Here is a 23,392-nt window from a genome sequence, read left to right as displayed (position 1 = left end):
ATTCAAATGCTTTTAATCCGTCATTCCCAAATAATTCGCCAAGCCCTTTTCCAGCTCGGCTTGCAATCCGTCGGGGCTAATAATGCGTAAGTGGGGAATCCAATACCGAACGATCGGCAAGACCTGATTGATATGGCCCACTTTTGTCGAGATAATCAAGCCACCATCGGACAGTTCTTTTTCGATGACTTGATGGGCAATCAGACGGCGACGTTTGAAATAGTCTGCTACTTCAGCGCGGACCTGAATGACGATCTCTTGTTTTTGTTCAGTTAGCCAAATTCCATCTTCCTCGGCAATTTGGTTGTCGAGCGCCTCATCCCAGACAAAGTGTTCTGTCAGCGTGGTCAGATGCTTGATTTTGGTGAGTGAAAACGACTTCAGCTTGTCGCTATCGTACGCCGCCAAATACCAAATGCCTTTGTGATTGACTAATTTATAAGGCGAGACCGAGCTAAAAAACTTGAGACCTTCCTGTTTCTCATATTCGAATGAAACTTGGCGACGTGCGACGATAGCGCGCTCCAATTCACGGAAGAGCTCTTCTTTACCGGCAAGATTTTCGTAATGGTGTCCTTTGACCAACAAGGCCGATTGAAGCCGGCTATCGAAAATATCCCTTAAAAAATCGTCGGCCAAAGAGGGAAACAAGCCGCTAATGCCCGCTAAACTGGCAAAACGGTCAATGTCTTTGGTATTCAATTTCCCTAAATAGGTCGGATTGAGATGGTACTTGCCATCGGTTTTTTCGATTGGCAGGTAAGCAAAACGCTCATTCAAATCCCGTTGAATCGTGCGCATGTTGACGGCAAATTCATCGGCCAACGCTTTAGGATCGAGTCTTTCTCCTTGATTCAACTTGACCAGTATTTGCGCGAGTCGATAAACGAGTGTGTCATGGATATTTTTTGACATACTCACTATTCCTATGTTCAGCAAGAGATAACATTCAGAAAAATTCTATCTACCCACGCTATGTTTGTCGATTATTTGTCTGTTAACTATAAAGATTCGAGAGTTGACTATACATTCGATATTTCATGATGAGTTAAATAATGTCCACAATTGAGTTATAGGATTGCTAGGACCCCTTACTTATGTGGACATTCCTTGAAAGAAAAGCAATTGATAAAAGAATATTTGTCTATTGCAAGTTAACCCAATGAAGTTGATCGATATTAAAAATCAATGTCATCAAAAAAACCATCAAAATCCCCAGCATCACTGACATCAAAATCAGCTACGGTATTTAAATTCGGCTCGATGTTTTGCAATGCGTTTTGAATGGCTGACGTACTAATAGAATCTATGATGATATTTCCAACGACTAATCCAGTCATAACGCCTAAAGCTGTTTTTAGTGTCGGATTTCCCTTGTTCATTCCTCCTGCTAATATTTGACTATAATTTGCAGGGTTGGCTCGAGCCAACATAAGCATCTTGATAGCCTCGGAATCCCCGCTATTCATGATATAGTTTTCAGCTTCCTTTTGTTTTTTTCGCATGTCATTCTTCATCTTTTGATTGTTTTGTTCCCCAACGCTATTTGATATTGCACCAATAACGAACAAAATAATGATTACCCATACCCACCAGCTCATTTTTTTCTCCAAGTTAATTTGATAGAGGAATCGGTTTTCTAGGTTTTCAGTGATTAATCAGATATTTGAAAAACCTTGATCAACCTTTTCTACAAATCGCCTCCATACTTTACATGTCATATATATTTCCTTAATCACTTCTGTTTTTTATTTCCCAGAAGTGCCAGTAAGCATACTGACTGTCGCTGACAGGTCATGTCGTTTTTTGACAAGCTTGATGTAACTATTCAGTCCCCCAGGCTACTGGAGGCAATTTTGGAATCGGCCGCCCGGTCCACTGATGATCAATGACGAGAGCCAAATAAAGCCAAGGGGATTGTTGTCTTTTACGGCAGGTTTCGATCACGCTGATTAAAATGGCGAATACCCGCGAGCCTTGTTCGGTGCGAGTGCCATAGCTGATGCGTCTCAAAATCACCCAGTGCCGCAGTGCCCGCTCGGCTTCGTTGTTGGTCAACGGCAAATGATAGGATGCAACGACCTGAAAGATCGCATCCCAATCATTGAGCATTTCACCGGCCAGCTCACGCGTCTTTTTATGCGTTGCTTCACGCAGGCTTTCCACTTTACCAATCCTGCAAGAATTCGCGGATGCGTTCTCGGGATAGCCGCATGCGATAGGCCAGACACACAATCAAGGCAGCCAAACCCGGGCCGACCAGGCGCCATTCGCTGCACACGACGTTCGGCAAACTGCCGTGGGGCACGTGACGATACGGTTCGTCTCGCGTCACATGGCCGCAGTGACACGTCGCTTCATAATAGGTATGCCGCGTCGTGATTAATCTCAAGCCCGGATCGTTCGCGTCAGCCCAGGTGAGGTCAACGGTATAAAAAGCGGTATACGCTTTTTGCTGACTTGCCGTGAACACAGTACCGCAACACGCGCAAAGCTCGGGACGATGGTCTTGATAGTCGGTCACCGGCAGGACTTGTGCTGTCTACCGAAGCCTTGCGCACCAGGCTGCTTAACGGGTTTACGCACATCACCCGAAGCTTGAGACGAGTCGGCTTGAGAATCTTGTTTGGATTTTTTAGCGGGTGGCGCGGAAGATGTATTCTCTGCCTCCTGGTCCGGCGTGTCTTCGCCAGCGTCTATCGCATCAGTATCACTGGCGGTATCGTTCGCCTTATCCCACGGTGCTTCACTACTGGGTGGCCGGGAGCTATTGCGCGAGTTTTGCTTCAAGCGCTCGCGTGCTTCCTTGAGATCGTTGAGCAAGCGAATCGAAAGGCGACGCAAGGCCTCTTCCGGCAAGTCAAGAAGCTTGTCTTCATCCAGTTGGTTTTGGTCATGATCGCTCAGTTGCATGGCGCAAAGAATACGTCTTGGTGGCTTAAAAATACAGTTTTTTAGTGACTGATTGGATGATTTTTGTAGTGGGGGTCTGAATAGTTACCATGCTTTATAAAAATATAAACACTGATTTATATAAAATAATTTTAATATGGTCTATAAATTCATTTTCAATGCATGACTCCATTTACACGCAGCAAAACCTTGGAAACGATGCGCTAGCGAGTGAAGGTTGAGTAATCACTGGAATCCGTAGCATCTTGCGGTTTTTCTAGCCGAAAAATCGCAAAGCATTGAGAAACGGCGTCGATTCATGCGAGATACAAGGCTTTGATTCCCTTGACGGTATTTAGATGATTCGACTTTCCGTGTAAATATTATTCAAATTAGAGCCATCACAAGGAAATATCTGCATACTATTCAAAGTATTCACTAAATCATTGAAACAGCCATCCGGATCAATCGTGTAGCTTGACCCCCAGCAACGCCAGAATTTCCATCCAACACGCTCTAAGGTACGTTGTCTGCTCCAGTCATCCATCCATTTTTCAGGTGGATGATATTTATCCCCATCCAACTCAATAGCTAATCGCCTATCGTTATAGCCTTCAACCACCATATCAATCGAAAACGCGCCCACTTTCACTTGTGGTGTCACGTTATAGCCGTGATCTTTAAGTTTGCTAAAGACGTTCCTCTCAAATTCGGAATCACACAGGTCGATTAAGTGCTTAACTTGTGTATCGCGTTGAGGCATGGGAGTTTTAAAGTGCTGTATCACTTTCATTTTTAAGTCTGACTCGTTTTTTAAATCAGATTCTTCAATGCTGCGGTACAAATACATCCGATCTCTGGCGCGAGACAAGGCTACGTTGAAACGTTGTTCGTATTCGCGCTTTGTCATGGCCACACCTTGTCCTGGGCCAACCACCATGGACAAAAACATAATATCCCGCTCTTTACCCTGAAAGGTGGACGCATCACCACATGCGATGTGATATTGCTGATAAACTTCCTCGCCCAATTCGAAAAGGAGTTCACCTTGAATGTATTTGGCTTGCTGAGCGCCGACCAGCGAAATAACACCTATTGAACGACCTTCAAATTTTCTGCTGTCTATAATCGTTTTTATTTCATCGACAATGGCTTTTGCCTCTAATTCATTAATGCTTTTCCGTTCATCACGCATACCAGCCTTAACATAGACATCGACCAATGGTGGGGTTATTTTTTCTGACGCTTTAGGTATTCTCAATGGCAAAAGTGGCTCGTTGTAAAATTGCATGCTGAACCGAATGATCGACTCCACGCAACGGAAATGCTCTGTGAGCATGATCCTTTGACTTGGAAAAACCGAACATGCTAGGTCATAGATAGATACACCAGGCAGCAATAATTCTGAGAAAGGTTGTTGCCTTAGAAAGTTATGCTTTAACTGCAAAATCTTTTCTTCCGCAACAAATGCAGCGGTTGGACTTACTTGCTTATCGTCACCTACCACCAATAGCTTTTTAGCTCTCATAATTGCGGGTAACGCAGTAATGTCCGATTGCGATGCCTCGTCAATAATAACTAAATCAAATGAGCCAAATTCTGAAGGTAAGCTCTCACTAACCCGCCAAGTTGGGATAATCCAACAAGGTACACCAGAAAAACAATCCTGCATTGCTCTGTATGCGTCTTTTCTGTGCCGTGGCGCTCTTTTTCCGGTGCCTTTGCCAATGTGCGAAATCGCTGAAACAAAACGCATTAGTGCGCTTTGTACGCGTTCTGTCATGTTTCGATGAAGACCGATACTGGTTTTGTGTTTGATCAACTCGGAAAAAGCCCTTTTAAGATCAACATCCAAACGTTCTCGTTTTTCGGATAATTCTTTTAGTTTTTCGCGGCCATCGATGTTCAGCAGATATTTTTCTCTGCGTTTCCATTGCCATGAATCATACCAATCACAGGGGGGTAGATCATCTTCCACAAGATCAGCTTCATTAGTTTTTAGTTGATTCGCCCAATGAGGCGCACCGGAATCATGGATTTTTTGAGTGACTTCGATAATCGTATTAAAGTTTGGCGATAATTTTTTTATGCGGGTTAACTCAGCTAATAATCGTTGCCATTCCGAAATAACGGCATCTGACGATAGTTTTTGGTTTCCTATGGAATGCGTCAAGAACGCTTTCATGTCTTCGGAGATTTGTCCGTCAGACTCAGATAGTTTTTTGGTTAAATCCTCTAACTTTAATCGTTGTGCGCCTAATAAAATTCGACTGGTGTGCATCGTGATAGCTCGAATGAGTTTCTTGATCTCATCTGTATCATTTGAAAGTTTTTCGAAAGCAACGCCATGAGGAAATAATTCTTTCGCCTCAACGATAATGATATTTTTGAGTAGCTTAGTTGATTTATATGAATTGTTAACCAAACTATAAATATCCTGGAATTCCTTGTATGACTTTCCATATGAGGACTCCAAGACTGGCAAATTTAACTCATGGCCTAAATGATTCCATTTAACAATAAATTTTTTAGCATTAGCCTGGAAAGCAAGATAATTTCTAACGATTTTCCATTCATCACTATTTTTTGGCTTTTCATCATTGACCTTTATTTGCTCAATAATTTTCTTGGCCTCTTTATGGCCAAAAGAAAAGACACCAAATGGTTTATTGCCCTTGATTAAATTGATTAGAGCCTCATTAATGTCATCGACAGCACTGGATGGATCTTCGACTTGAACAAGTGTTTGAACAAAGACTTGACGCTGACTGCTTAATAAAGCCATCTCTTTCATCAAGTCTTCAAAATGTTGAATAATCGTGTCTGATGAATTGTCGATCCAATGTCGATATATTCTTTGCAGCCAGTCCTGTTGGTTAACTTCTTCCACACTACTTAATAAGTGCGTTAATGGCTCTAAAAGATTTTTAGCCTTATCAACAGAGTTAGGGATAGAAACGGCTAATGGGGGAAGGTGTTCAGTTTTGGTCTCTTCTGTAATTTTAGCGGCTTCAGAGAGATCATTATGTATCGAAGCTAAATGAGCGGAGTCTGGAAGATCTTGTTCGTTTGGCAATACTTTGCCAACGTATTTTATATCGCCACCTACATTTCTGCGTGCCGCTCTAAGATCAGTAATATGCACATCAGAAAACTGCGGAATGAACGTGCTTTCTGGGCCTAATTCGTCGATTAGCCAGTCATGACAACCATTCTCATTCATGACATATTGGGCTAACTCTAGGGTTGTTACGGCTTCATCTTTCCACGCTAGACTAGGATCAATGGGTGTTAGCTGCTTTAATCCGTGTTCTTTAAATTCATTGTCAATTTTGGTGATTTCTTTTTCAAGCTGTACCACACGCGATTCAAGCGATTCAACTTCTTTATTCAGATCCCTGACATTGGTTTGACTCACCAATGCCGCCAGCATTTCTACGGCTTTCTCAAGCTGTTTCATGCCGTCTCTTTCGTTTGTCAAAAGACTAATCGTCAAATTTCTCAGTTCTTCCGGTATCTGATCCTGAAGAACCGATAACGCAGGTTCTCCTTTTGATGTAACCAGTACGCTTCGCCCTGTGGCCAGGTAATGGCAAATAATATTGGCAATCGTATGTGTTTTACCGGTACCTGGTGGGCCTTGCACAACAACACCATCGCTTTTATCAAGCCTTTTGATGATTTCAACTTGCGCATCATTAAAAGGTTTTGGAAATAGCAATCGCTCATTCAATAATGATGCGCCAGAATCCGTGTCGCCACCTGATAATAGGCCATTATTGCTAATCACTTTTTTCTCGTTGGATAACTCAGAGACCAGCCTAAGTGTTGGCGATGGCAAATATTCTTCGTCCTCTATCGACTCTAAATTGGTTTTGAACCGCTCAATATCCTGCAAAAAAGCATTTAAACTTCTAGGTCTGACAAAAATGACCCAGCTATCAGTAATTTCAAGCGTTTCTGACGCTTTATTAGGCTCTCTATTTTCTTTATTTGGATTAACATCCGGCCAATAAATGCCGCTTTCACTTAGTTGTGTGGATGCTTTTCGTAGGATAGGTTCAAAGATTTCATGAATATAGGGCGAAAATTCTACATCATCGGACAAACTTGCAAAATGGTGCTGGGAAAATCTTAATAAAGCGTCAACTCCAGAATTTTCCAGGGCAAAAAATGGCCCTGCCGATAAGCTTGGTTCAACAGCTCTTGGATAAATATAAATGGAGCCATCTTGATCGTTAACTTCAATTTCAACCGTTTTTTCGATCAGAGGAATATCTAAGGAATGTCCTTCGCACACCCAACGCACTATACCAATCCCCCAAACCATTTCGACAGGTTGTTCATCACCTTGAGATTCAATAGTTTGTTGAATGGAAAACAAACTATCGTAAATTTTTATGGTTTCACGCCTCGGCTTTTCTTCTTCCGACCAGATAAGCCACTCTTCATTCAGGTATTGGTCAATGCCTTGTTTTATTTTAGGGGTATTCTCTAACCTGAAGATTACATCTTTCAGATTTAGATTAGGATCGCTATTTTTAAGTGCATCACTGACATCATTCTTATCAACAGATCCTTGAGTAACGCATGCAATGGCCTCAAGTTCAGACAATGTTTTTATGATGGTTTCTTTGACTACTGGAAAGGTGTCAGGATTATTAGCAATCTCAACCCATTCGCTCAGGTTTTCAGGAATAACCGGTGGGGTAATTCTTTTAAGGCGTTCAATGCGTAACCAAATCGAGGTTCCGTCTTGCATAAAGACGTTATGTTGAACACCTATTTTCCCCTTTAACTGATGTTCAAAAATATGAAACTGTTTGTAGTCCTCGATTTTAAAAGTGGGCTTCTTGGCAAGGTCTCCAAGATGATAGGTATATTTTAGTAAATCTTCCAACCGTGCCTTTGGGTTATCCATGTTAGTTTGTTGCCTTATCAAAGAGAGCTAAACATACCGCATATCTTAACAGGAAAGCAGTAATGCATTAACATCTAGGCTTGTCGTATATTGACCTTTCTAGCTATCCGCACTATAAATTCGCCATCCTTACAACTCAGACGAATGAAAGAAACTAAAGCGGAATGTGTCAATGACTTTGAGACACCAAGTTGATTTATTTAGTGTCTAATTGTTGTGTATTTCTGGGTTGAGGTTCTCCTGAACGTGAGTAGGATTGATCCAAACGGCTCTGGGCAAGCTGGGTGGCAGCGGGCAATTTCCTTTGAATCGCTTTGGATTGGCGAGGAAAGCAGCCTCCAGAGTTTTGGCGCGCTCTTGGTATACCGTATCGGCTAGGCCGAAATGGACGGTAGCCGGGGTCATGTAACCGATGCCCGAGTGGCAATGAGACTGGTTGTACCACTGGAAAAACCGTTGGCCATGGCTGCGGGCATCCTCAATGCATCCGAAGCGGTCAGGGAAATCAGGCCGATACTTCAGTGTTTTGAATTGGGCCTCGGAATACGGGTTGTCATCCGAGACATAGGGGCGCTATGGGTTTTGGCGATATCCAGATCGACCAGCAAGGCAGCCACGGGCTAGGCTGTCGAAAATTTCGATCATAATCGAGCTAACTATTTTCCCGCTTTTTGGCTTTCTGCGGTGTTAAAAAAAGCTTGGCGTTTCTTGCGTAGGGTCTAGGGAATATTGTCTTGCTCCCAAGTGTGTAAATCCACATGGCGTGCAAGGCTGAGGGCTGTTGCCACAGCCGATGGATCCAAGGTTCCACACAGCGTCGGAATTAACAAGGTGGTTCGATTCATGTCGGCTTGCGGGCTGCGTTCAATAATATGCTTAAAATTGCCGAACAGCGATTCGATAATGTCGCTACTGACCAAAAGCGGCTGGTCGGTTAGTTGTTGCTGGATCGACAAGTGCTGTTGCAACCCCTGTTGCAGGTGCTTTCTGAGCCGGCTATTAGAGGGTAAGGTAGCGGCAAGTTGCCAGCATTGTTCGTACTGGTTGCGGTCCAGCCCTTTCTTTTTAAGGATTTCCATGACCTGCGCGCTGACATGGGCGGTGCGGGCAAAGCGCTGGACGAACGGCTTGAGTCGCAGGAAACCCGGCATCGCCTGACGCAGTTTGTCCAACAGACTGCCTTTTGGGGCGCGGCACGGCGAATACCGCCAGCATTTTATCGGCCCATTGGCCTAAGTGGCCAATGTTTTGGAAGCGTACTTTGCTGCGGAGTTTGGGCGGAATCAGAAAAGCCCATTCGGTCTGCCGCAAACGGTTAGCGCCTTGGGTCGTCAATTGAATGAAACGCTTGTAGGCCTTGGTGTTTTCATATTGTTTTTTCAGCGCGGTCGCCAGCGAATGGCCAATGTCGGCGATCACGGGAACATCAACGGCGTGTTTCTCAGACCAGAGCCGGACGCCTTTTTGCAGGGTGTAGTCACCGTCTTTGATAATGGCTTTAGGGATGCCTACCTGCTTAAAAATACCCGCCAAATCCTGCGCGATAGTTTCACCGGTCACCTGTGTGCTAATGCTCAAGCCGATACATTCACAGTCGGCCAGTTGAATGGCCGAACCTCTTCGCGATAAGGCGGCAATAGGCACCCGGAGCACCACCAATGCTTTTTTGGTGCCAATGTCGATGGAGTGATCGATGATGGCCAACCAAGACTCGCTGATGGCTTTGACTTGCTTGAGCCGCACAAGACCTAGACGCAGAGTCCAGTTGATGACGGAGGTGAAATGCGGAACCCAGCCCAGGCTAACGCCGGACATCGCGTTGAACAAGCCCAGGATTCTGGGAACACTACGATAAGAAACAACGACTTATATGACCAGTAAGTTATTTAGTGCTTTAATTTCCCATCACGGTTTTCCAGATAAGATTTATCGGGCATGGCGATCAGCTCGCTTTGATGTTGGAACCTCGCGTGAACAGCTAGAGGAGATACGCCGAGCAAGCAGATACCCAAAATTTAAGGAAATCCTTCAACCCACTAGAGTAGGTACTATGGTTAATAACCTTCAATGTGCCGTAAGCGTCCAACGCCACCATCTAAAAAACTTTCGTAAGCGTCCAGCCGAGCCACCTATTCGTACTCAACTGAGCATGATTTAATCCAGATGGTCGAAAGGCAACAGCTCGTCGATCCGGCTATTGGGCCAGGTAGGGAGTTTTTCCAGGGTTTCATTTAACCAAGCGGCGGGATCGAGGCCATTGAGTTTGGCAGTGCCGAGCAGGGTTTGGATGACGGCGGCCCGTTGACCGGCACGCTCGGATCCGGCGAACAGCCAGTTTTTTTTGCCCAGGGCAATGGGCCGGATGGCGTTTTCTACCGGGTTGTTGTCTATGGGTAAATCGCCAGTTTCGGCATATCGTGTCAGGGCTGGCCAGCGTTTTAACGCGTGATCGATGGCTTTGGCGGTCGCGGTATTCGGTGCGGTGCGCAACCGGGTTTGGTGCAGCCAGTCGTGTAAGTCCGTGAGTGCCGGCAGGCTTTTTTCGGCCCGAAGGGTTTGGCGCTCTCGGGATGTCAGTTCCCGCGCGTCGGCTTCTACCACATATAAGACCGCGATACGATTTAACGCCTCCTGCGCGATCGGGCTCTGATTGGCCTGATACAGATCGAAGAATTTTCGGCGCACATGCGCCCAGCACGCCAATTCGACACACGGTTCGAGTAGGCAAGATGATTCGGGATGCGCACGCGCCGTCGCAAACAGGGCTTTGTAGCCACTGTAGTCATCGACCAGCAGGTGACCGTGCCAGCCTTGTAGAAATTGCTGCGCATGCCGGCCACTCCGGCCGGCTTGGTAGTCGAAGACGAGGATCTTGGGGCCGGGTTGCAAATCGTTGCTGCGATAAGCCCATAAATAGGCTTTCTTGGTTTTGCCGTTGCCGGGATCCAGTTGCGAAACCGGGGTTTCGTCGGCATGCAAGCTATCGCGATGCAATAAGTGCCAGGTTAAACGATCGGCCAAGGGCTCCAGGGCGACGCCGAGGCGTCCGACCCAATCGGCCAGTGTCGAGCGGGACAAGATCACACCGCTACGGGCGGCGATCTGTTCCAATCGGTACAACGGCAAGTGATCGAGGAATTTGCCGATCAGCACCCAGGTCAGCAAGCCGACTGCCGCCATACCGCCGTCGATCACGGCTGGAGGAATCGGCGCCGCCGTGACGGTTTCACAGGCTCGGCAGGCATATTGCGGGCGGATATGACGATGGACAAAGAATTTAGCCGGCTCGACGTCCAGTTGTTCGGTGACGTCTTCGCCGATCTTGACCAAGTCCTTGCCGCACTGACCGCAAGTGCAGGATTCGGGGTCGTGACGGTGCTCGATGCGGGGCAAATGATCCGGTAAGGGCTGGCGGCCGGCGCGCGGACGTTTGGGGCGAACCACAGTATCACACGCCGGGCCGTCTTGAAGCTGCTCGACCTCGGCTTCGATAGCGGCAATGTCGGCATCGAGAGTTTCCTCGAACACGTCGCGTTGCAGTGGTGCCAGCGCTTCGCTCTTGGTGCTGAAGCGGATACGCTTGTAGTAGGCCAATTCGTAGGTCAGGGCGCCGATTTTGAGGTCTTTAGCCTGGAGTCAGCTTCTTTAGCCTCAATGGTTTTGGCGTCCTGAGCAGCTTGATCAAGAAGCGCCTGCAGCAACGCCGCGACATGGTTTTTCGCGGCGGGCTCCAGGTTCAATTGATCGAGTTCGGCCAGTGGATTCATGGGGCTTATTATACCCTATCAAGCCCTCTGAAGCACTTGATTCAACTGGGTTTCTACGAATTTTTACGTGTTTTTTTCAGGCCTTTTAGACTTGCCAATCGGCTGACGATGACGCCGATAAGCGCTGCCAATCGACCCCGGCAATCAACCATTGCCACTGCGCCTGACTCAGGGCAAATACGGTTTCGGAGGCCTTGGGCCAGGTAAACGAGCCTCGATGCAGACGGCGTTGACACAACCAAACGCCATTGCCGTCCCACAGCAACACTTTCAAACGATTACCGGCGCGATTGCGAAAAATAAACGCTGCCCCGGCGCATGGCGCATGTCCTAAGCGCTGTTGGACAATCGCCGACAAGCCATCGATGCCCCGCCTCATATCGACCGGCTCGACCGCCAGCCAGATTTGCGCCGGACTCTCAATCAAACCAGACATTGCAGCAACTCCCCGAGCCAATGCGGCGATACACTGACCGGCAGCTCTAAAACGTGGCCTTGCGGCCAACGTAACGACAACGAACCCGAGACCGCCGGCTCCGGTTGCAGCCGGACCGGTATCAATGTCGGCGCATCGGCGTCAACCGCTTGCCGAGCCAATCGGCACCAGCGGCCAAAGGTTTTGACGTTCAAACCCGTCTGACGGCAATACGCTGATTTCGTCAATCCGCTGGCTTGCCAGGCTTCGATGTGATGTTTCTGTTTGTCCGATAATGCCATGTGCTCTCCTCGTGGAAAAATCCTGAGGATAACAGTGGCTGCGAGGGATTTTTAGATGGTGGCGTTGGACGCTTACAATGTGCCATCGTCCTAGAGCGACTCATTATCGAAATTGAAGTCGAGGATCCTGACGACGCTATTTTTGCTTGCTATAGCTATTACTGGTGATGCCGATTATCTAGTGACAGGGGATCACCGTTCAGGTTTGTTGCAATGCGGCAGCATTGGTAGAACACGCATTGTTAATCCTGCGGAATTTTGCGCTGAGGCGCTATAACTATAAGCAGAATATCACCTCGATATAAAAACATTGAAATTTAGCTTCTCCATACCAGCCGTTCGATAATTTAATTCTTTCACTTCAATGAATGTGACAGTCCGCCCCATTTTTGCCACTCGCGCTTCTCTAAAGCGGCCAGTCGGCCAAAGCCAGATTTGGAAACTGGAGGACTACAAAGCAGTCGTTGGCGACCTCACCCAATCGGCCATTAAACGACATTCATGAAATCAGATTTATGGCGAGTATAAGTCCTTGAGCAGCCATTCAACGCTCTATTGCGAGACGACCCACTGAACCTAAGGTTCACCAGCAAGTCGTTTCCAGACTTTGAGGTAGTCCTCGCCAGACAGCACTGAATTCTCAGGCTTCAAACGTGCCCAGTCTTCGTTTTTGAGAGATTTTAGATACTCACCTGCTTTACGAGGCGACATTGCCATGTCAGTGCCATCCGCTTGTGCCTTGAAATCCTCGCCAACTCGTTCAGCAATACTTCTGGGTACGCTGTTCATGCGCATTAAGACAGCTTCTTCTGTTCTAACACCGTGATACAGCATGGCTGGAAGATTGTTTAATTTGCGTTTTTCTTCGTCCGTCATATTCTCAAAATCGAGTCCCGAGGTTGGCATTTTGCTGAGCGCCGAAAGCCCCCAGGCACCGTTATTCGCAAGATCCCTATACACAGCCCTGCATGCTTTCGAGATCTGCTCGGTAAGGGTGTCGCCCTCGAAATAGGTCTTAGCGATAGATTCGATCGAGCTACCTGTCACCCACGCTTGGGTAATGTCCGCTAATTTGCGATGACTTACGCCTTCACCCTTACTGATCTCGCTTAAACCCTTTTGCAACTGAGGGACTCGCATCATGATTCCCATTAAACTTGGCAAGACTGATTGAGCTTTATCACCAAACAAGCTTGATGGCTCCCAATCTGCAAGGGTTAGTTTGTTCTCAAGGTTATTCAAATCTAACAATGTAGATCGGACACCCTCGGGCGAAAATCCAGTTACGTCTGCGAGGGATGCATTTTCTGGATGCTCCGCGAGTCTCCGCACGTACCCCTTGGTAGCCTCCAGCAGCGCATCTGCCTTTTCTTGTGAAGCCTGATCAGCTTTTGCTCGAAGAGAGCCAAACCCATAGGTATTTCGCAGCAACTGTTCAGCTTCTCCAATTACCGCATCGAGATTGCGCTTCTCATTCCACAAGTGGGCGATATAACTTCGAAAGTCTGCCCACTGCTCTTCCTGAATGACCATCGACAAGTTTGCCAGATTACCCGCAGCCTGAAGCTCATCCAGCATTCCTTCAAGCCGTGACACAAGAGATGCTGTAGCATCACTGACGTACTGCCGAATTTCATTGGGCTTGGCACCAGCGGCAATGCCAACAACGCCAACACTGTCATGGTCAATGCGTCCGGCACGGCCGGCCAGATTCCAAAACGCTCGGTGTGACATCTCTTGCCCATAGGGGTATTTTCTTGTGGCTAAAAACACCGAAGAAACAGGGAAATTCAAACCCTGCGCAATTGTCGTAGTAGCACACATGATGCGGACATGACCAGCCTCGGTCAGCCACTCAATCAAAGAAAGCGCTTCAGCGGGCAAGCCAGCATGATGAACAACCACGCCTTTCGAGAGCATCTCTATCAATTCGAAATCTTTGCTTATCTCTGCTGCCAGAAAACGTTGTACAAGCTTGATATCATCCGGTATATCCGCATAAGGTTCGAGTTCTGCCGCAACCTTGCGCGCAATACCCCAGGCATCAGGAATTGTTTGAGCAACCGCGATACTCGTACCACGTTTTGAGAAAACCTTTGCCATTGCAACCGCTTGTGTCGCCAAACTATTCGCTTTCGAGTAGGTCAAGTTCTGCAATGGGCGGTTTCCATCAACGCTATGCACCCCTTTAAGGTGAATCGTTCGTTGTGTCGTCGTCAGAGTCTCAAAGCTTAAATGCCAATCGCCCCGTTTTTCACCTTTGTGAATATCGAAAAGGCCAACAATCCGCTCATTAGGCTGCCAGGCTGAGGTTCCCAAACTGATAGTTCGTCCACGATCAGCGGCCAACCACTGAGCAAGGTCATTAGCGTTAGGCACGAAAGGCATCAGCAATAAGAAATTGGCCCTAGGAGACTCTTGTTTAATTGTGGCTAAAAGCAGCTCAATTCTCAGCCCTCGGGATTCATCTTCAATGTTGTGCGCCTCATCCATCACGACCAAAGCCAATGGTCGCGCTACCTTTTTGTTACGCATGACCAACTGGAGCTTTTCAGGTGTCGCAACCAACACTTGGAATGCACGTGCTTCCCCTAACAGCGCCTCCTCAAAAGCATCAACCTCTATTGCTCCGGTTAAAGGCTCTACCTGAATTCCAAGCGGACCAAAGTCTTCACGAAGACGCCGAGTGATTTGAGAAACAAGCGCCCGGGTTGGCGCTACATAGACAACCCATCCATCATCCTGATCAAACTGATTAAGCGCTTGAAGCATGCGAAATTGAGCAAGAGCCGTTTTCCCACCAGAAGTAGGCAGGTCGACAATCACTGCTCTGCTTGCCTGGTCCAATAGCCCTTGTTCTTGAAGTGCAGCCCTTTGTGGCGGCAGTAATTCAAACAAGCTTTTATGCTTGGTTACATGGGAAACAAATCGTGTCACACGCGAATTCACCGTGTGAGCTACCCACCACAGAGAACCAGCCACCATTTTGCGACTGGTAACATGCAGCCAGCGTAAAATCATCTCTAGCTGAGGGTCTTTAGAGGCTTGAGCTGCTTTTTGGGCCGCTTCGAAGTGCTGGTCCAGCTGCGCGTCTATTGCTACTGGCTCACCCTGAAGCATATAAACAGCGAGCATCTCGGTTGCTTTCGTCCAATGATAGAGAGCCACTAATCGCATTGCGATACTGTGAGCTTCCGAGCCCTGAGTTTGTTGGAGCAAGGCTTTTTCATGGTTTGCCTGATCATTGCGAAGACCGAGCACAATCTCAGAAATCTGATCGAGGTCATCCCAACGGTTCTTGCGTAATAAACGAAGCCAGCAATCAAAAATGCGATACAGCAGCCGCTTATCCCATGACACACCGGCTACGGTCGGAACTTCCAAGGCGCTAGGTCGCTCTTCAAACCAGCGACGCAAGTCAGTCCAACGGTCGCCGCAATAAGCCAAACCGGCAACATGCAACACATGAAATAGTCTCGCTTCATTATCGCGTGGGATTGGTAATACACGGAAGAATCCAAATGCTCTGTATGCACCAGCTTGTGCCAATTCTCTGAGGTTTTTATTTTCTTGATTTGCCACTGGGTGCAGTAACGCACCAATACCTTCAATGGCAGCCAACTCATAAGCCGTTGCCACCCGGTCTAACAGATCACTGTCAAAGTCAGCCTGCGCATGCTCAAGCAAATTACCAAGCGCCACATCAACCAGACGCAGCTCGGCCATTTCCATGGCCTGAACTCGAAAATCATAACCAATGGACTGTACGGCCCAATGCTGATCAACTTGCTTTAAATGCTCTTGCGAAAGCGTCATGACGCCTCCTGCATGGCTGCTTGGGCGCAATCTGACAGCGTACTTATTGCATTGAGCGGAAGATATAGTGCGTAAATTTCAATATCGGTCTGCGCCGGACAGTTGGCAGCCAGTGCCCTGGCACGACCTGAAATATCCAATGAATTTGGTGCAATATCACGCACCAAAACACCATAGACTGCGACATCGGTAGTATCAGAGCGCAGGTAGCGCTTTGCAGCGCTCTTGTACATAAGTTCCCAGTCTGCTCGGGCAGCATGATGCCCCAAATAACGGCAGAGAGCACTTTTCACCTGGCGATTATCTCGTAATCCTTGGAGCTGGCCACCCAAGCTGGTCATGACACTTGGTGGTGATTGATTATGCTCAGAAGTCTTTACCTCACCAAAGGCAAAGCGATAGGGAAGCTCTTCATCTTCTACTGGCTGAAAACCAGTTAAGTCGCAACCGGCTGGGCTGGCGTTTGGGTTTTTAAGGTCTCGCCCTGTCGGCCACGGAAAAACACAGCTCCCTTTATCTGCCACAAATGCTTCGGCAATGGCTTCGCCCACGCGCCAATTATCAGGGACGGTATCATCGGTAAGCAGTCCACGGAGTCCTTCTTGCTCAAACTCAGTGCTTACAACGCTACCCAAGAGTTCTTGTAGTTCATCATTGCCCACTGTATCCAGCAAAATGTCCTTCACTGGACCTGTCAAAATTTCACTCACTTGCCCATCGTCATAGGACAAACCTTGGGCGATTACGGGCGGGGTGCCAGTATCGAAGGAAAGTTGTGGAGCAGGCATGGGCATCTATGTTTTAACCTTTTTAATTGCTCATATTCAACCGGCCGTTCCCATGTCCAAGAAATAGTCTGCCAGTTCTGAAGTGGATTCATCACAATAGCTTGATAAGGTGCTCACCAAATCCGCCAGTTTATTAAATTCATTATTGAGAACCTCGAAAAACCTATTTTTCTGAAATTTCGCCACAATTAAATCCACAAGTTATGCTGCACGAATCGGCAAAACAAGGTTTTTTTCGAGTTTTCTATTATATCCGACTATCAGCTTCTGCTCCGGAATAGAAGGGAGAGGAAGAATTTCTTCTAGAAATAGCCTCTTCCTTCAATCTTTTTCTGTTCTTTGTGCCTTTATTTTCAGTTTGTCATCCAAAATGAGGCAGTAACCGGTGGCTGGTTAAGGCTATATTCTAGTCATTCAATTCAACGGGACGATTGGCCGCAACGGGTCGGCTGGCGACCGTCCACTCTACATATTGATCGCCATAAACCTGTCATTGAATTCCGATTCCTGAAAGCGGCCGCTCGTCGCTGAATCCAACCGACTCAAACCTGTCGGCCGACTCTCATTTCGAATGACTGATTTGTCAACTGGATCCGACATCCACTGGAAAAGGAAATCGTGGGTGCATACTTCTTGATTGAAAAGTACACTGAGAATTTCATCTCGCCAGATCTCATTAGGATAATCGGTATTATCTCAAACAAAAATCTGAAACTCAGTAGCCACAGCAATTGGCCGGACTTGATTTTTCTCGCGTCGCATTTCCACTAACCCATAATTCGACATGGTTTTCAGGGTACGAGACAGATTACTCGGTTTTCTTCCGGTAATTACCGCCAGAGATGAAATTGACTCCGGATGGGTTTCCTGAATGATTTTCAGCAGCGCCCGATTGTCATCGCTCAAAACCTCAGCCAAAGAACGCATTGAGGTGAACCAAATTTTGGGCTCCGAAGGTTTTGGCTTGTATTCACCTTTGGCAATAGCCAGAACCCGTTCCCGCATTTTTTCCTGTGACAGAATACCAATCATAACTTTACTCATAGTTTTCTAAGTTCCTCCAATACACGGTCAACCTCTGCGAAGAAGTCCATTAAAAGTTGATAGGCATTTTGAAATTCATAAGGCACGCCTTGGTCGCTAATATGCCGGTGCTTGTGATCATAGGGTAAACGCTGTCCAGCGAATTTGAATTTTTTCGGCGGCTTCACGGCATGAGCATTGTCATAGCCAAGTATCCGCTTGCCATAGGGTTCATGTAAGGTCAGCGAGTACCTTATACCATGCGGAATTTCCTTGGTTGACGTCACTCGCCTAGCCTCAATTTTGATCCAATAGCCATTTCCCTGATCAAGAATCTGTTGATCAAGCTCCAAAAGCGTATCTATTCCTGACTCTTTGTGCATAGTCAATCATATCATCTGATGATAAGGTGTGTCTAAACATATTCTAGAGCTGCATTCTTAGCAAATAATCAAATTGATGCTTTCAAGTAAGAACGGGGCCATGTGAGCGAGTATTTGGCCTACTTGACGCACAATCTTGATATGCTACAAATTAATAACTCAGATTATCGGGCCGCTCCTCCTTTTTTTGCGGTAAATGGATAGTCCGCTCTTGGCCTTAGTAGCGCGGTGTTAATGTCGATTTGATTGCCAGAAAGCTGCCATTCGTTGAACTTAGAGACGAACAATTTCGCCGACATGATCAGCGGCCGGTTGTGGCCGTTGCCAGTCAATTCCACCCTAAACCCCATTACCCCAAAACATTTGGTGGTAGAAAATTGGAGAAACACCGCATCTAAAAGATTCAGTGTTCCCTCCAATTAATTAAAATGAACTTACGACTTCGATCTGTTTGGCTCGGCGAAGCTCCTCTCGCAAAGAGTTACATAGAATACCGATAATGATTCCGGTGATTTCGCCTTCCCTGGCCAGACTTCCTGACTTATTCTTGATTTCATCCAAACTGACAAATGCTACAGTATGGTTCGTCATCGATTTGATGGGCGATCAGGTTTGTCATTTGTCTATCGGCTAATATTCGCTGGGTAACAGCATCACGCGATGATCGCCATCCTCGATCAAGTAAAACCGCCAGTCTCCAACCTGCATGTCGGTGTAATCGAGTGTATAGGTCGCAATCAGGCCGTCGTTGCCGTCCGTAACCGTGATAACGGCTGTTCCGTCATCAGCGACTTTCATCACCACCGATCCAAAATACGCCTTGCGTTTATCCAGTTCCGAACACGCTTCCAGCGCCATTTTATCCAGAAACCAGTAAGCACCGTGCTCTCCGCCGTTTTCAGCGAAAAATTGGACGCCTTCGGTGTAAATCATCCGCTTGATGAATGGATGGCGGTACCATTGCTCAGTGCCGGTAAAATGAGCCAGCGACGACGCAAGTTCGCTGGCGTCAAGACGTGTGTTGTTTGCGGTCTGTGTGTTTAGGGCATTCATGGTTTTCTCCAGTTGCATTAAAAAACCGGAGAAACACGAATCCCACCGGGAAAGTATTTCCCCGGTTGGGTTGATAAAACGTCTGCGCGATTCCCGCAGGAACCGGCCGCCGGCGTGGCAGACTCGCGGCGGCTAAAGGCTGTCACTGAAACGCAGCGACCCCGGTAAAAGTCGTCAGCATCACCAAGTCAGATGCTTTTTCCAATACCGGCCAGACCGGCACTCGAAAAAGCCCCTGAGTAGGGGGAAATATCAGAAGCAGTTACTGGTTGTCGTGATCAAGTTTCGCTTGTCTGAACGGGTTTAGGTTGTCATTGTCGACGCGATCATTGATGTTATGACAAAGCGCCGGGGAAACAAGCCCCAACCGGGATGATGTTTCCCGGCCGGGCGAGTGGAATACTATCGGTTAAGCGACTTCCACATTGGCTACTTTACCTGTTGGGTCGAGACAGATCCGAAACGACTTTCCGTACAATGTCGGACAGCGGGAAAAATCCGGCAATAACGAGGCCACCGCATCCGTCGGATCGGTCGTCGTGTTAGCGATACAAAACCGCGATAACGCTTCGACATCGGCTTCGTGCAAAGCCTTTTGAAAGTCGTCATATTCGTTTTCGTATCGTCCCACCTGTTTCAACACGAACCCAGAGGCGTCCTGCTTCGGTATGATCGCTTCGCAATCGTTATCGCTCCCCAGGTAAACGGCGTCATCGTGAATTTCAATCGTTTCGTCGCCCAGGTGAATTCGGTAGGAATCGCAAAACCGTACATTGATCAAAGTCCAATCGCCATCGAAAACATATCGATCGGTCACATTGACCGGCTCGATCCGCAGTTCTTGGGTTTGAAGATCGTCAATCAAATCGTGTAGCCAATGACCGCTATCGAGGTATCGCTTGTCATAGACAAGATACCCTTTTTTCCATGCGAACAGATAACGCCCTGCGCCATCTTGCTCGATCACGTCATCGATCATCACAATCCCGCGCGCTTCGATGTCATCACGCGTTACCGGTTTGCGCGGATATTCCAAAAAATCACCAAACTGACAGCTACACACCGGATAACTCACGATTTCTTTTAACACTTGCCAAGGCACGACCGGAACGTCGTTGAGTAAATGCAGTAACCGCCAGTCGCGCATTATTTGATAAAACATTGCGAATTCTTCGGCTGCCAGCGTCATCTTCATCGAGCGCAAGCGCATTTCGATTGCTTGCCTCAACACCTCCGTGATCCGCTCTATCGCGCCCTCCTCGTCGATCAACTTGTCACGATCCGGCAATCTGGCGTCGAAACACGATGAATTCAGATGAATGACATGATGTCGATCTGAGTAAAAGCTGGGTGTGCGGTATATCGGCAAGCCCTGAAGATAAACCTCGTAGCTGGAATTTCTGAGGATCGGTTTATCCAATCCGTGTAAATACACCTTGCCGATTTCCGTATCGATAAAAACCAAATAATCGGAATCTTCGGCCGCCGGCCGCTCCAGGCATTCTCCGTTGAAATAGACCGGAATCGGAAAGCCCCTGGCCAAGCTCCTCAAGGTGTTGAGAATAGTATGTTCATCGAGTTCCATACCGACCAACACGATATCGGTGGTGCCTTTCCATTCGCAGGGGGTCACCGGTATCTTCTTGAATGACAGAACATCCTGCGTATTCGCTGAGAGCTCTTTGCCATTGCTTTTCACCAAGATATGGCGAAAGGCGAACAAAGCGGATAAGAATCCGATCCCGAACGGATGTTCCTGGTTAACAAGGTCCGCATTCCATCCGGACTCCGCGACAGAGAGCAGTGTTTCCATAGACTCGATGCCGCAGCCGTCGTCCGAAACCACCAGCGTGTTGGACTCCGTGGCGGAATCGATCGTGTAATTGAATCTCACAGACGATGCTCCGGCCCGCCTGGCGTTCTGCATCAGCTCACTCAGGACGGTCGTCTTGTTGGTGAAACTGTACTTCAAGCACTCGACCCATTTTTGTGGATTCACTTTCATCGCGACTTCTTGTTTTTGTGTCATGGTATTGCTCCAGTAGATGAATATAAAAAACAGGAGAAACACGCATCCCACCAGGGAATCAGTTTCCCCAGTTGGGTTATTAAACGGTTGGGTTGTTAAAAGACGTCGTTACGCTATTTCAGCAAATTCTTCTTGGAACTCGTCGCCACGCGCTTTGGCCGGGCGAACGGTGTACCATTCGTTGCCGGTCGGCGAATCGTGATGAGCGTTCTGGATTCGGATCGTATCCTGCTCCAGAAAGACCTTAAACGTGCAATCGGTTTGCGGCAGAATGTTCTCCAAAAACGTTTTGCCGTTGCCGGCCTGGAAGTCCGCATAACCGTTCAGCTTTCGCCAACCGAACTTTTCGACTTCGGCGTGCCAATAGCCGTCCGGATTGATTGCTTGCAAGGTTTCGCTCAGGCAGTCGGTCAACGACTCCCACTCGAAGTCCAGTAAATCCTGATCTTCACAGGCCTTACGAAAAGCGTCGTCTTCATCATCGGCCTCGCCGTGTTCGAGCAAGATTTTTGCTTGTTGTATTGCGATATCGCAGGTATCCCATACCAAAAAAGGAAGGGATGCGTTCTGCTTGGTTCGAATTTGATGGGTCATCGTGTTTCTCCGGTAATAAAAGATTGGGGAAACACGAATTCCGCCGGGGAATTGGTTTCCCCGGTTGGGTTGAAAGATAACAAACTCAATCAGGCGGCCGCCCGATTCGTTTTAATGGCCTTCATTTCCTCGGCCAATGTCCATAACGCTTTGTTCAGTTGAACATTGCCATCGATTCCGTTAATGCGGCGAGTGTTGACCACTTTCCGTTGCCCCTCGGCATTCGTTCGCCTGACCGGAATACCGCCTCTGATCAGATTTTCCTGAATCACGTTAAACGTTGTCCAAAGATCGTCATTGAAGTCGGCATTACGCCGGCGTTTCAATACCTGATCCGGCTCCGGTTTATCCGCTCCTTCCTGGAAGCGCAATGGCAACGAAGCCTTGGCGAATGCGCGTTGCTCGTCGGGCGTCAATTCGATCGCAGCCATCTCCTCTCTGGATTCGGAAACCCGCTCGAAGTTGTTCAGCACCTCGTAAGCGCCTTCGATGACGTTACCGACGACATTGCCGCGATGTTGAACGCGAACGTCCTGAAAGGTATCGCCGCAAACCATACCGTTTTGGCAGACAAACCGGTAACAGCCGGCGAGCATTTGATACGATGATGATCCGTCGTGCGAATTGAGCAGGATGATTTCATTGGTCTCGCCCTGCCCTTCGATTTGACTGGCATGACGCAAGCGCATCATGTGTTTGGCAAAACCTTCGCGGGAATCGTCGCGCACTCGCGCCTGGCAGGCCATGAACGGTTGAAAGCCTTCCTTTCTCAATGCTTCCAAGACTTGGATCGTAGGAATGTAGGCATAGCGGTCCGAACGCGAGCCATGCGCGGTATCGGCAAAGATCGAAGGCACGGACAATCGCAATGCGTCGTCCGTTAACGGATAATCGGCCCGGATCACATGCGATCCGGCACTGAAACGTGAACTTAAGGTTGACATGGTGTTTCTCCTGGTTGATGAATAAAAAACCGAAGAAACACGAATCCCACCGGGAAAGTATTCCCCCGGTTGGGCTGATAAAGCGTCTGCACGATTCCCACAGGAACCGGCCGCCGGATGATGCAGACTCGCGGCGGCTAAGGGTGCCACTGATCGTAGTGGCCACGTAAAGCTCTTGGAAGCTCAGCTTCCGGAAATTTCAATACCTCAAATATCTAACATATTTTGTTACAAAGTCAATAATTTCTTGACTCGTTGTACCAATTGGGAAGTGGACATACAGTGACCGACATAACGGCCTTCTCAATCAATTCATTGCATGTTGATGAGATAAAGCTCATCCAACCAAGAAAAATTCCGGGTCGGGTAAGTTTCATTGACATTAATATTGATCCGGTATTGCACCGCATTCTGAGCAAACGAAGCTTCACGGATCGGCATCCAATACGACTGATCCGGCCGGTT

At 47.6% G+C, this 23,392-nt stretch carries 19 protein-coding genes and 2 pseudogenes; all 21 read right to left on the bottom strand.

All coding sequences use genetic code 11. The annotated features are described in order from the left end of the window. Positions 1-12: 12 nt before the first annotated feature. Positions 13-915 carry a helix-turn-helix transcriptional regulator gene (locus ACINK7_RS06145; protein ID WP_404360424.1) on the bottom strand — a complete coding sequence of 301 codons (903 nt, stop codon included), beginning with the start codon at positions 913-915 and terminating at the stop codon, positions 13-15. A gap of 263 nt (positions 916-1,178) precedes the next feature. Further along, complete coding sequence (locus ACINK7_RS06140) at positions 1,179-1,601, bottom strand: hypothetical protein (RefSeq protein WP_404360423.1); 423 nt, start codon at positions 1,599-1,601, stop codon at positions 1,179-1,181. A 223-nt stretch (positions 1,602-1,824) separates the two neighbouring features. Further along, positions 1,825-2,166, bottom strand: coding sequence for a transposase (locus ACINK7_RS06135; RefSeq protein ID WP_404360421.1), 342 nt, complete (start codon positions 2,164-2,166; stop codon positions 1,825-1,827). Between the two features lies 1 nt (position 2,167). Next, complete coding sequence (locus ACINK7_RS06130) at positions 2,168-2,524, bottom strand: hypothetical protein (protein WP_404360420.1); 357 nt, start codon at positions 2,522-2,524, stop codon at positions 2,168-2,170. Further along, complete coding sequence (locus ACINK7_RS06125; protein WP_404360419.1) at positions 2,521-2,913, bottom strand: DUF6444 domain-containing protein; 393 nt, start codon at positions 2,911-2,913, stop codon at positions 2,521-2,523. Before ACINK7_RS06125 ends, ACINK7_RS06130 begins: the two co-directional genes overlap by 4 nt. A 334-nt stretch (positions 2,914-3,247) precedes the next feature. After that, entirely contained in the window at positions 3,248-7,813 is a 4,566-nt protein-coding gene (locus ACINK7_RS06120; protein WP_404360418.1) for an AAA domain-containing protein, read from the bottom strand. A 207-nt stretch (positions 7,814-8,020) separates the two neighbouring features. Beyond that, a pseudogene (locus ACINK7_RS06115) lies at positions 8,021-8,433 on the bottom strand (integrase core domain-containing protein); the annotation flags it as partial. 99 nt (positions 8,434-8,532) lie between these two features. Beyond that, positions 8,533-8,892, bottom strand: coding sequence for a hypothetical protein (locus ACINK7_RS06110; RefSeq protein WP_404360417.1), 360 nt, complete (start codon positions 8,890-8,892; stop codon positions 8,533-8,535). Continuing rightward, a complete protein-coding gene (locus ACINK7_RS06105; protein WP_404360416.1) occupies positions 8,879-9,628 on the bottom strand; it encodes a hypothetical protein in 750 nt (249 codons plus the stop codon). The genes ACINK7_RS06110 and ACINK7_RS06105 overlap by 14 nt, the downstream gene beginning before the upstream one ends. A gap of 339 nt (positions 9,629-9,967) precedes the next feature. Continuing rightward, positions 9,968-11,580: pseudogene (tnpC, locus tag ACINK7_RS06100) on the bottom strand (IS66 family transposase). Between the two features lie 85 nt (positions 11,581-11,665). Further along, positions 11,666-12,016, bottom strand: coding sequence for an IS66 family insertion sequence element accessory protein TnpB (gene tnpB, locus ACINK7_RS06095; RefSeq protein ID WP_404355496.1), 351 nt, complete (start codon positions 12,014-12,016; stop codon positions 11,666-11,668). After that, positions 12,004-12,297: an IS66 family insertion sequence element accessory protein TnpA gene (gene tnpA / locus ACINK7_RS06090; protein WP_404355498.1), complete on the bottom strand. Its 294-nt coding sequence runs from the start codon at positions 12,295-12,297 to the stop codon at positions 12,004-12,006. The genes tnpB and tnpA overlap by 13 nt, the downstream gene beginning before the upstream one ends. Positions 12,298-12,873: 576 nt before the next feature. After that, positions 12,874-16,113 carry a DEAD/DEAH box helicase gene (locus tag ACINK7_RS06085; RefSeq protein ID WP_404360415.1) on the bottom strand — a complete coding sequence of 1,080 codons (3,240 nt, stop codon included), beginning with the start codon at positions 16,111-16,113 and terminating at the stop codon, positions 12,874-12,876. Next, entirely contained in the window at positions 16,110-16,823 is a 714-nt protein-coding gene (locus ACINK7_RS06080; protein WP_404360414.1) for a hypothetical protein, read from the bottom strand. Before ACINK7_RS06080 ends, ACINK7_RS06085 begins: the two co-directional genes overlap by 4 nt. Positions 16,824-17,597: 774 nt before the next feature. Then, positions 17,598-17,945 carry a transcriptional regulator gene (locus tag ACINK7_RS06075; protein ID WP_125219363.1) on the bottom strand — a complete coding sequence of 116 codons (348 nt, stop codon included), beginning with the start codon at positions 17,943-17,945 and terminating at the stop codon, positions 17,598-17,600. Next, positions 17,942-18,307: a DUF6516 family protein gene (locus ACINK7_RS06070; RefSeq protein ID WP_404360413.1), complete on the bottom strand. Its 366-nt coding sequence runs from the start codon at positions 18,305-18,307 to the stop codon at positions 17,942-17,944. Before ACINK7_RS06070 ends, ACINK7_RS06075 begins: the two co-directional genes overlap by 4 nt. A gap of 423 nt (positions 18,308-18,730) precedes the next feature. Then, positions 18,731-18,898: a hypothetical protein gene (locus tag ACINK7_RS06065; RefSeq protein ID WP_404360412.1), complete on the bottom strand. Its 168-nt coding sequence runs from the start codon at positions 18,896-18,898 to the stop codon at positions 18,731-18,733. Between the two features lie 39 nt (positions 18,899-18,937). Beyond that, positions 18,938-19,360, bottom strand: coding sequence for a DUF6876 family protein (locus ACINK7_RS06060; protein WP_404360411.1), 423 nt, complete (start codon positions 19,358-19,360; stop codon positions 18,938-18,940). A 409-nt stretch (positions 19,361-19,769) separates the two neighbouring features. Beyond that, on the bottom strand, positions 19,770-21,389 hold the full coding sequence (locus tag ACINK7_RS06055; RefSeq protein WP_404360410.1) for a hypothetical protein: 1,620 nt from the start codon (positions 21,387-21,389) through the stop codon (positions 19,770-19,772). A 108-nt stretch (positions 21,390-21,497) separates the two neighbouring features. After that, positions 21,498-21,983: a hypothetical protein gene (locus ACINK7_RS06050; protein WP_404360409.1), complete on the bottom strand. Its 486-nt coding sequence runs from the start codon at positions 21,981-21,983 to the stop codon at positions 21,498-21,500. Between the two features lie 89 nt (positions 21,984-22,072). Beyond that, positions 22,073-22,927, bottom strand: coding sequence for a DUF932 domain-containing protein (locus ACINK7_RS06045; RefSeq protein ID WP_404360408.1), 855 nt, complete (start codon positions 22,925-22,927; stop codon positions 22,073-22,075). Positions 22,928-23,392 lie beyond the last annotated feature (465 nt).

Source organism: Methylotuvimicrobium sp. KM1 (genome assembly GCF_044788715.1).
Taxonomy (GTDB): domain Bacteria; phylum Pseudomonadota; class Gammaproteobacteria; order Methylococcales; family Methylomonadaceae; genus Methylotuvimicrobium.
This window is presented reverse-complemented; position numbering and strand designations above follow the sequence as displayed.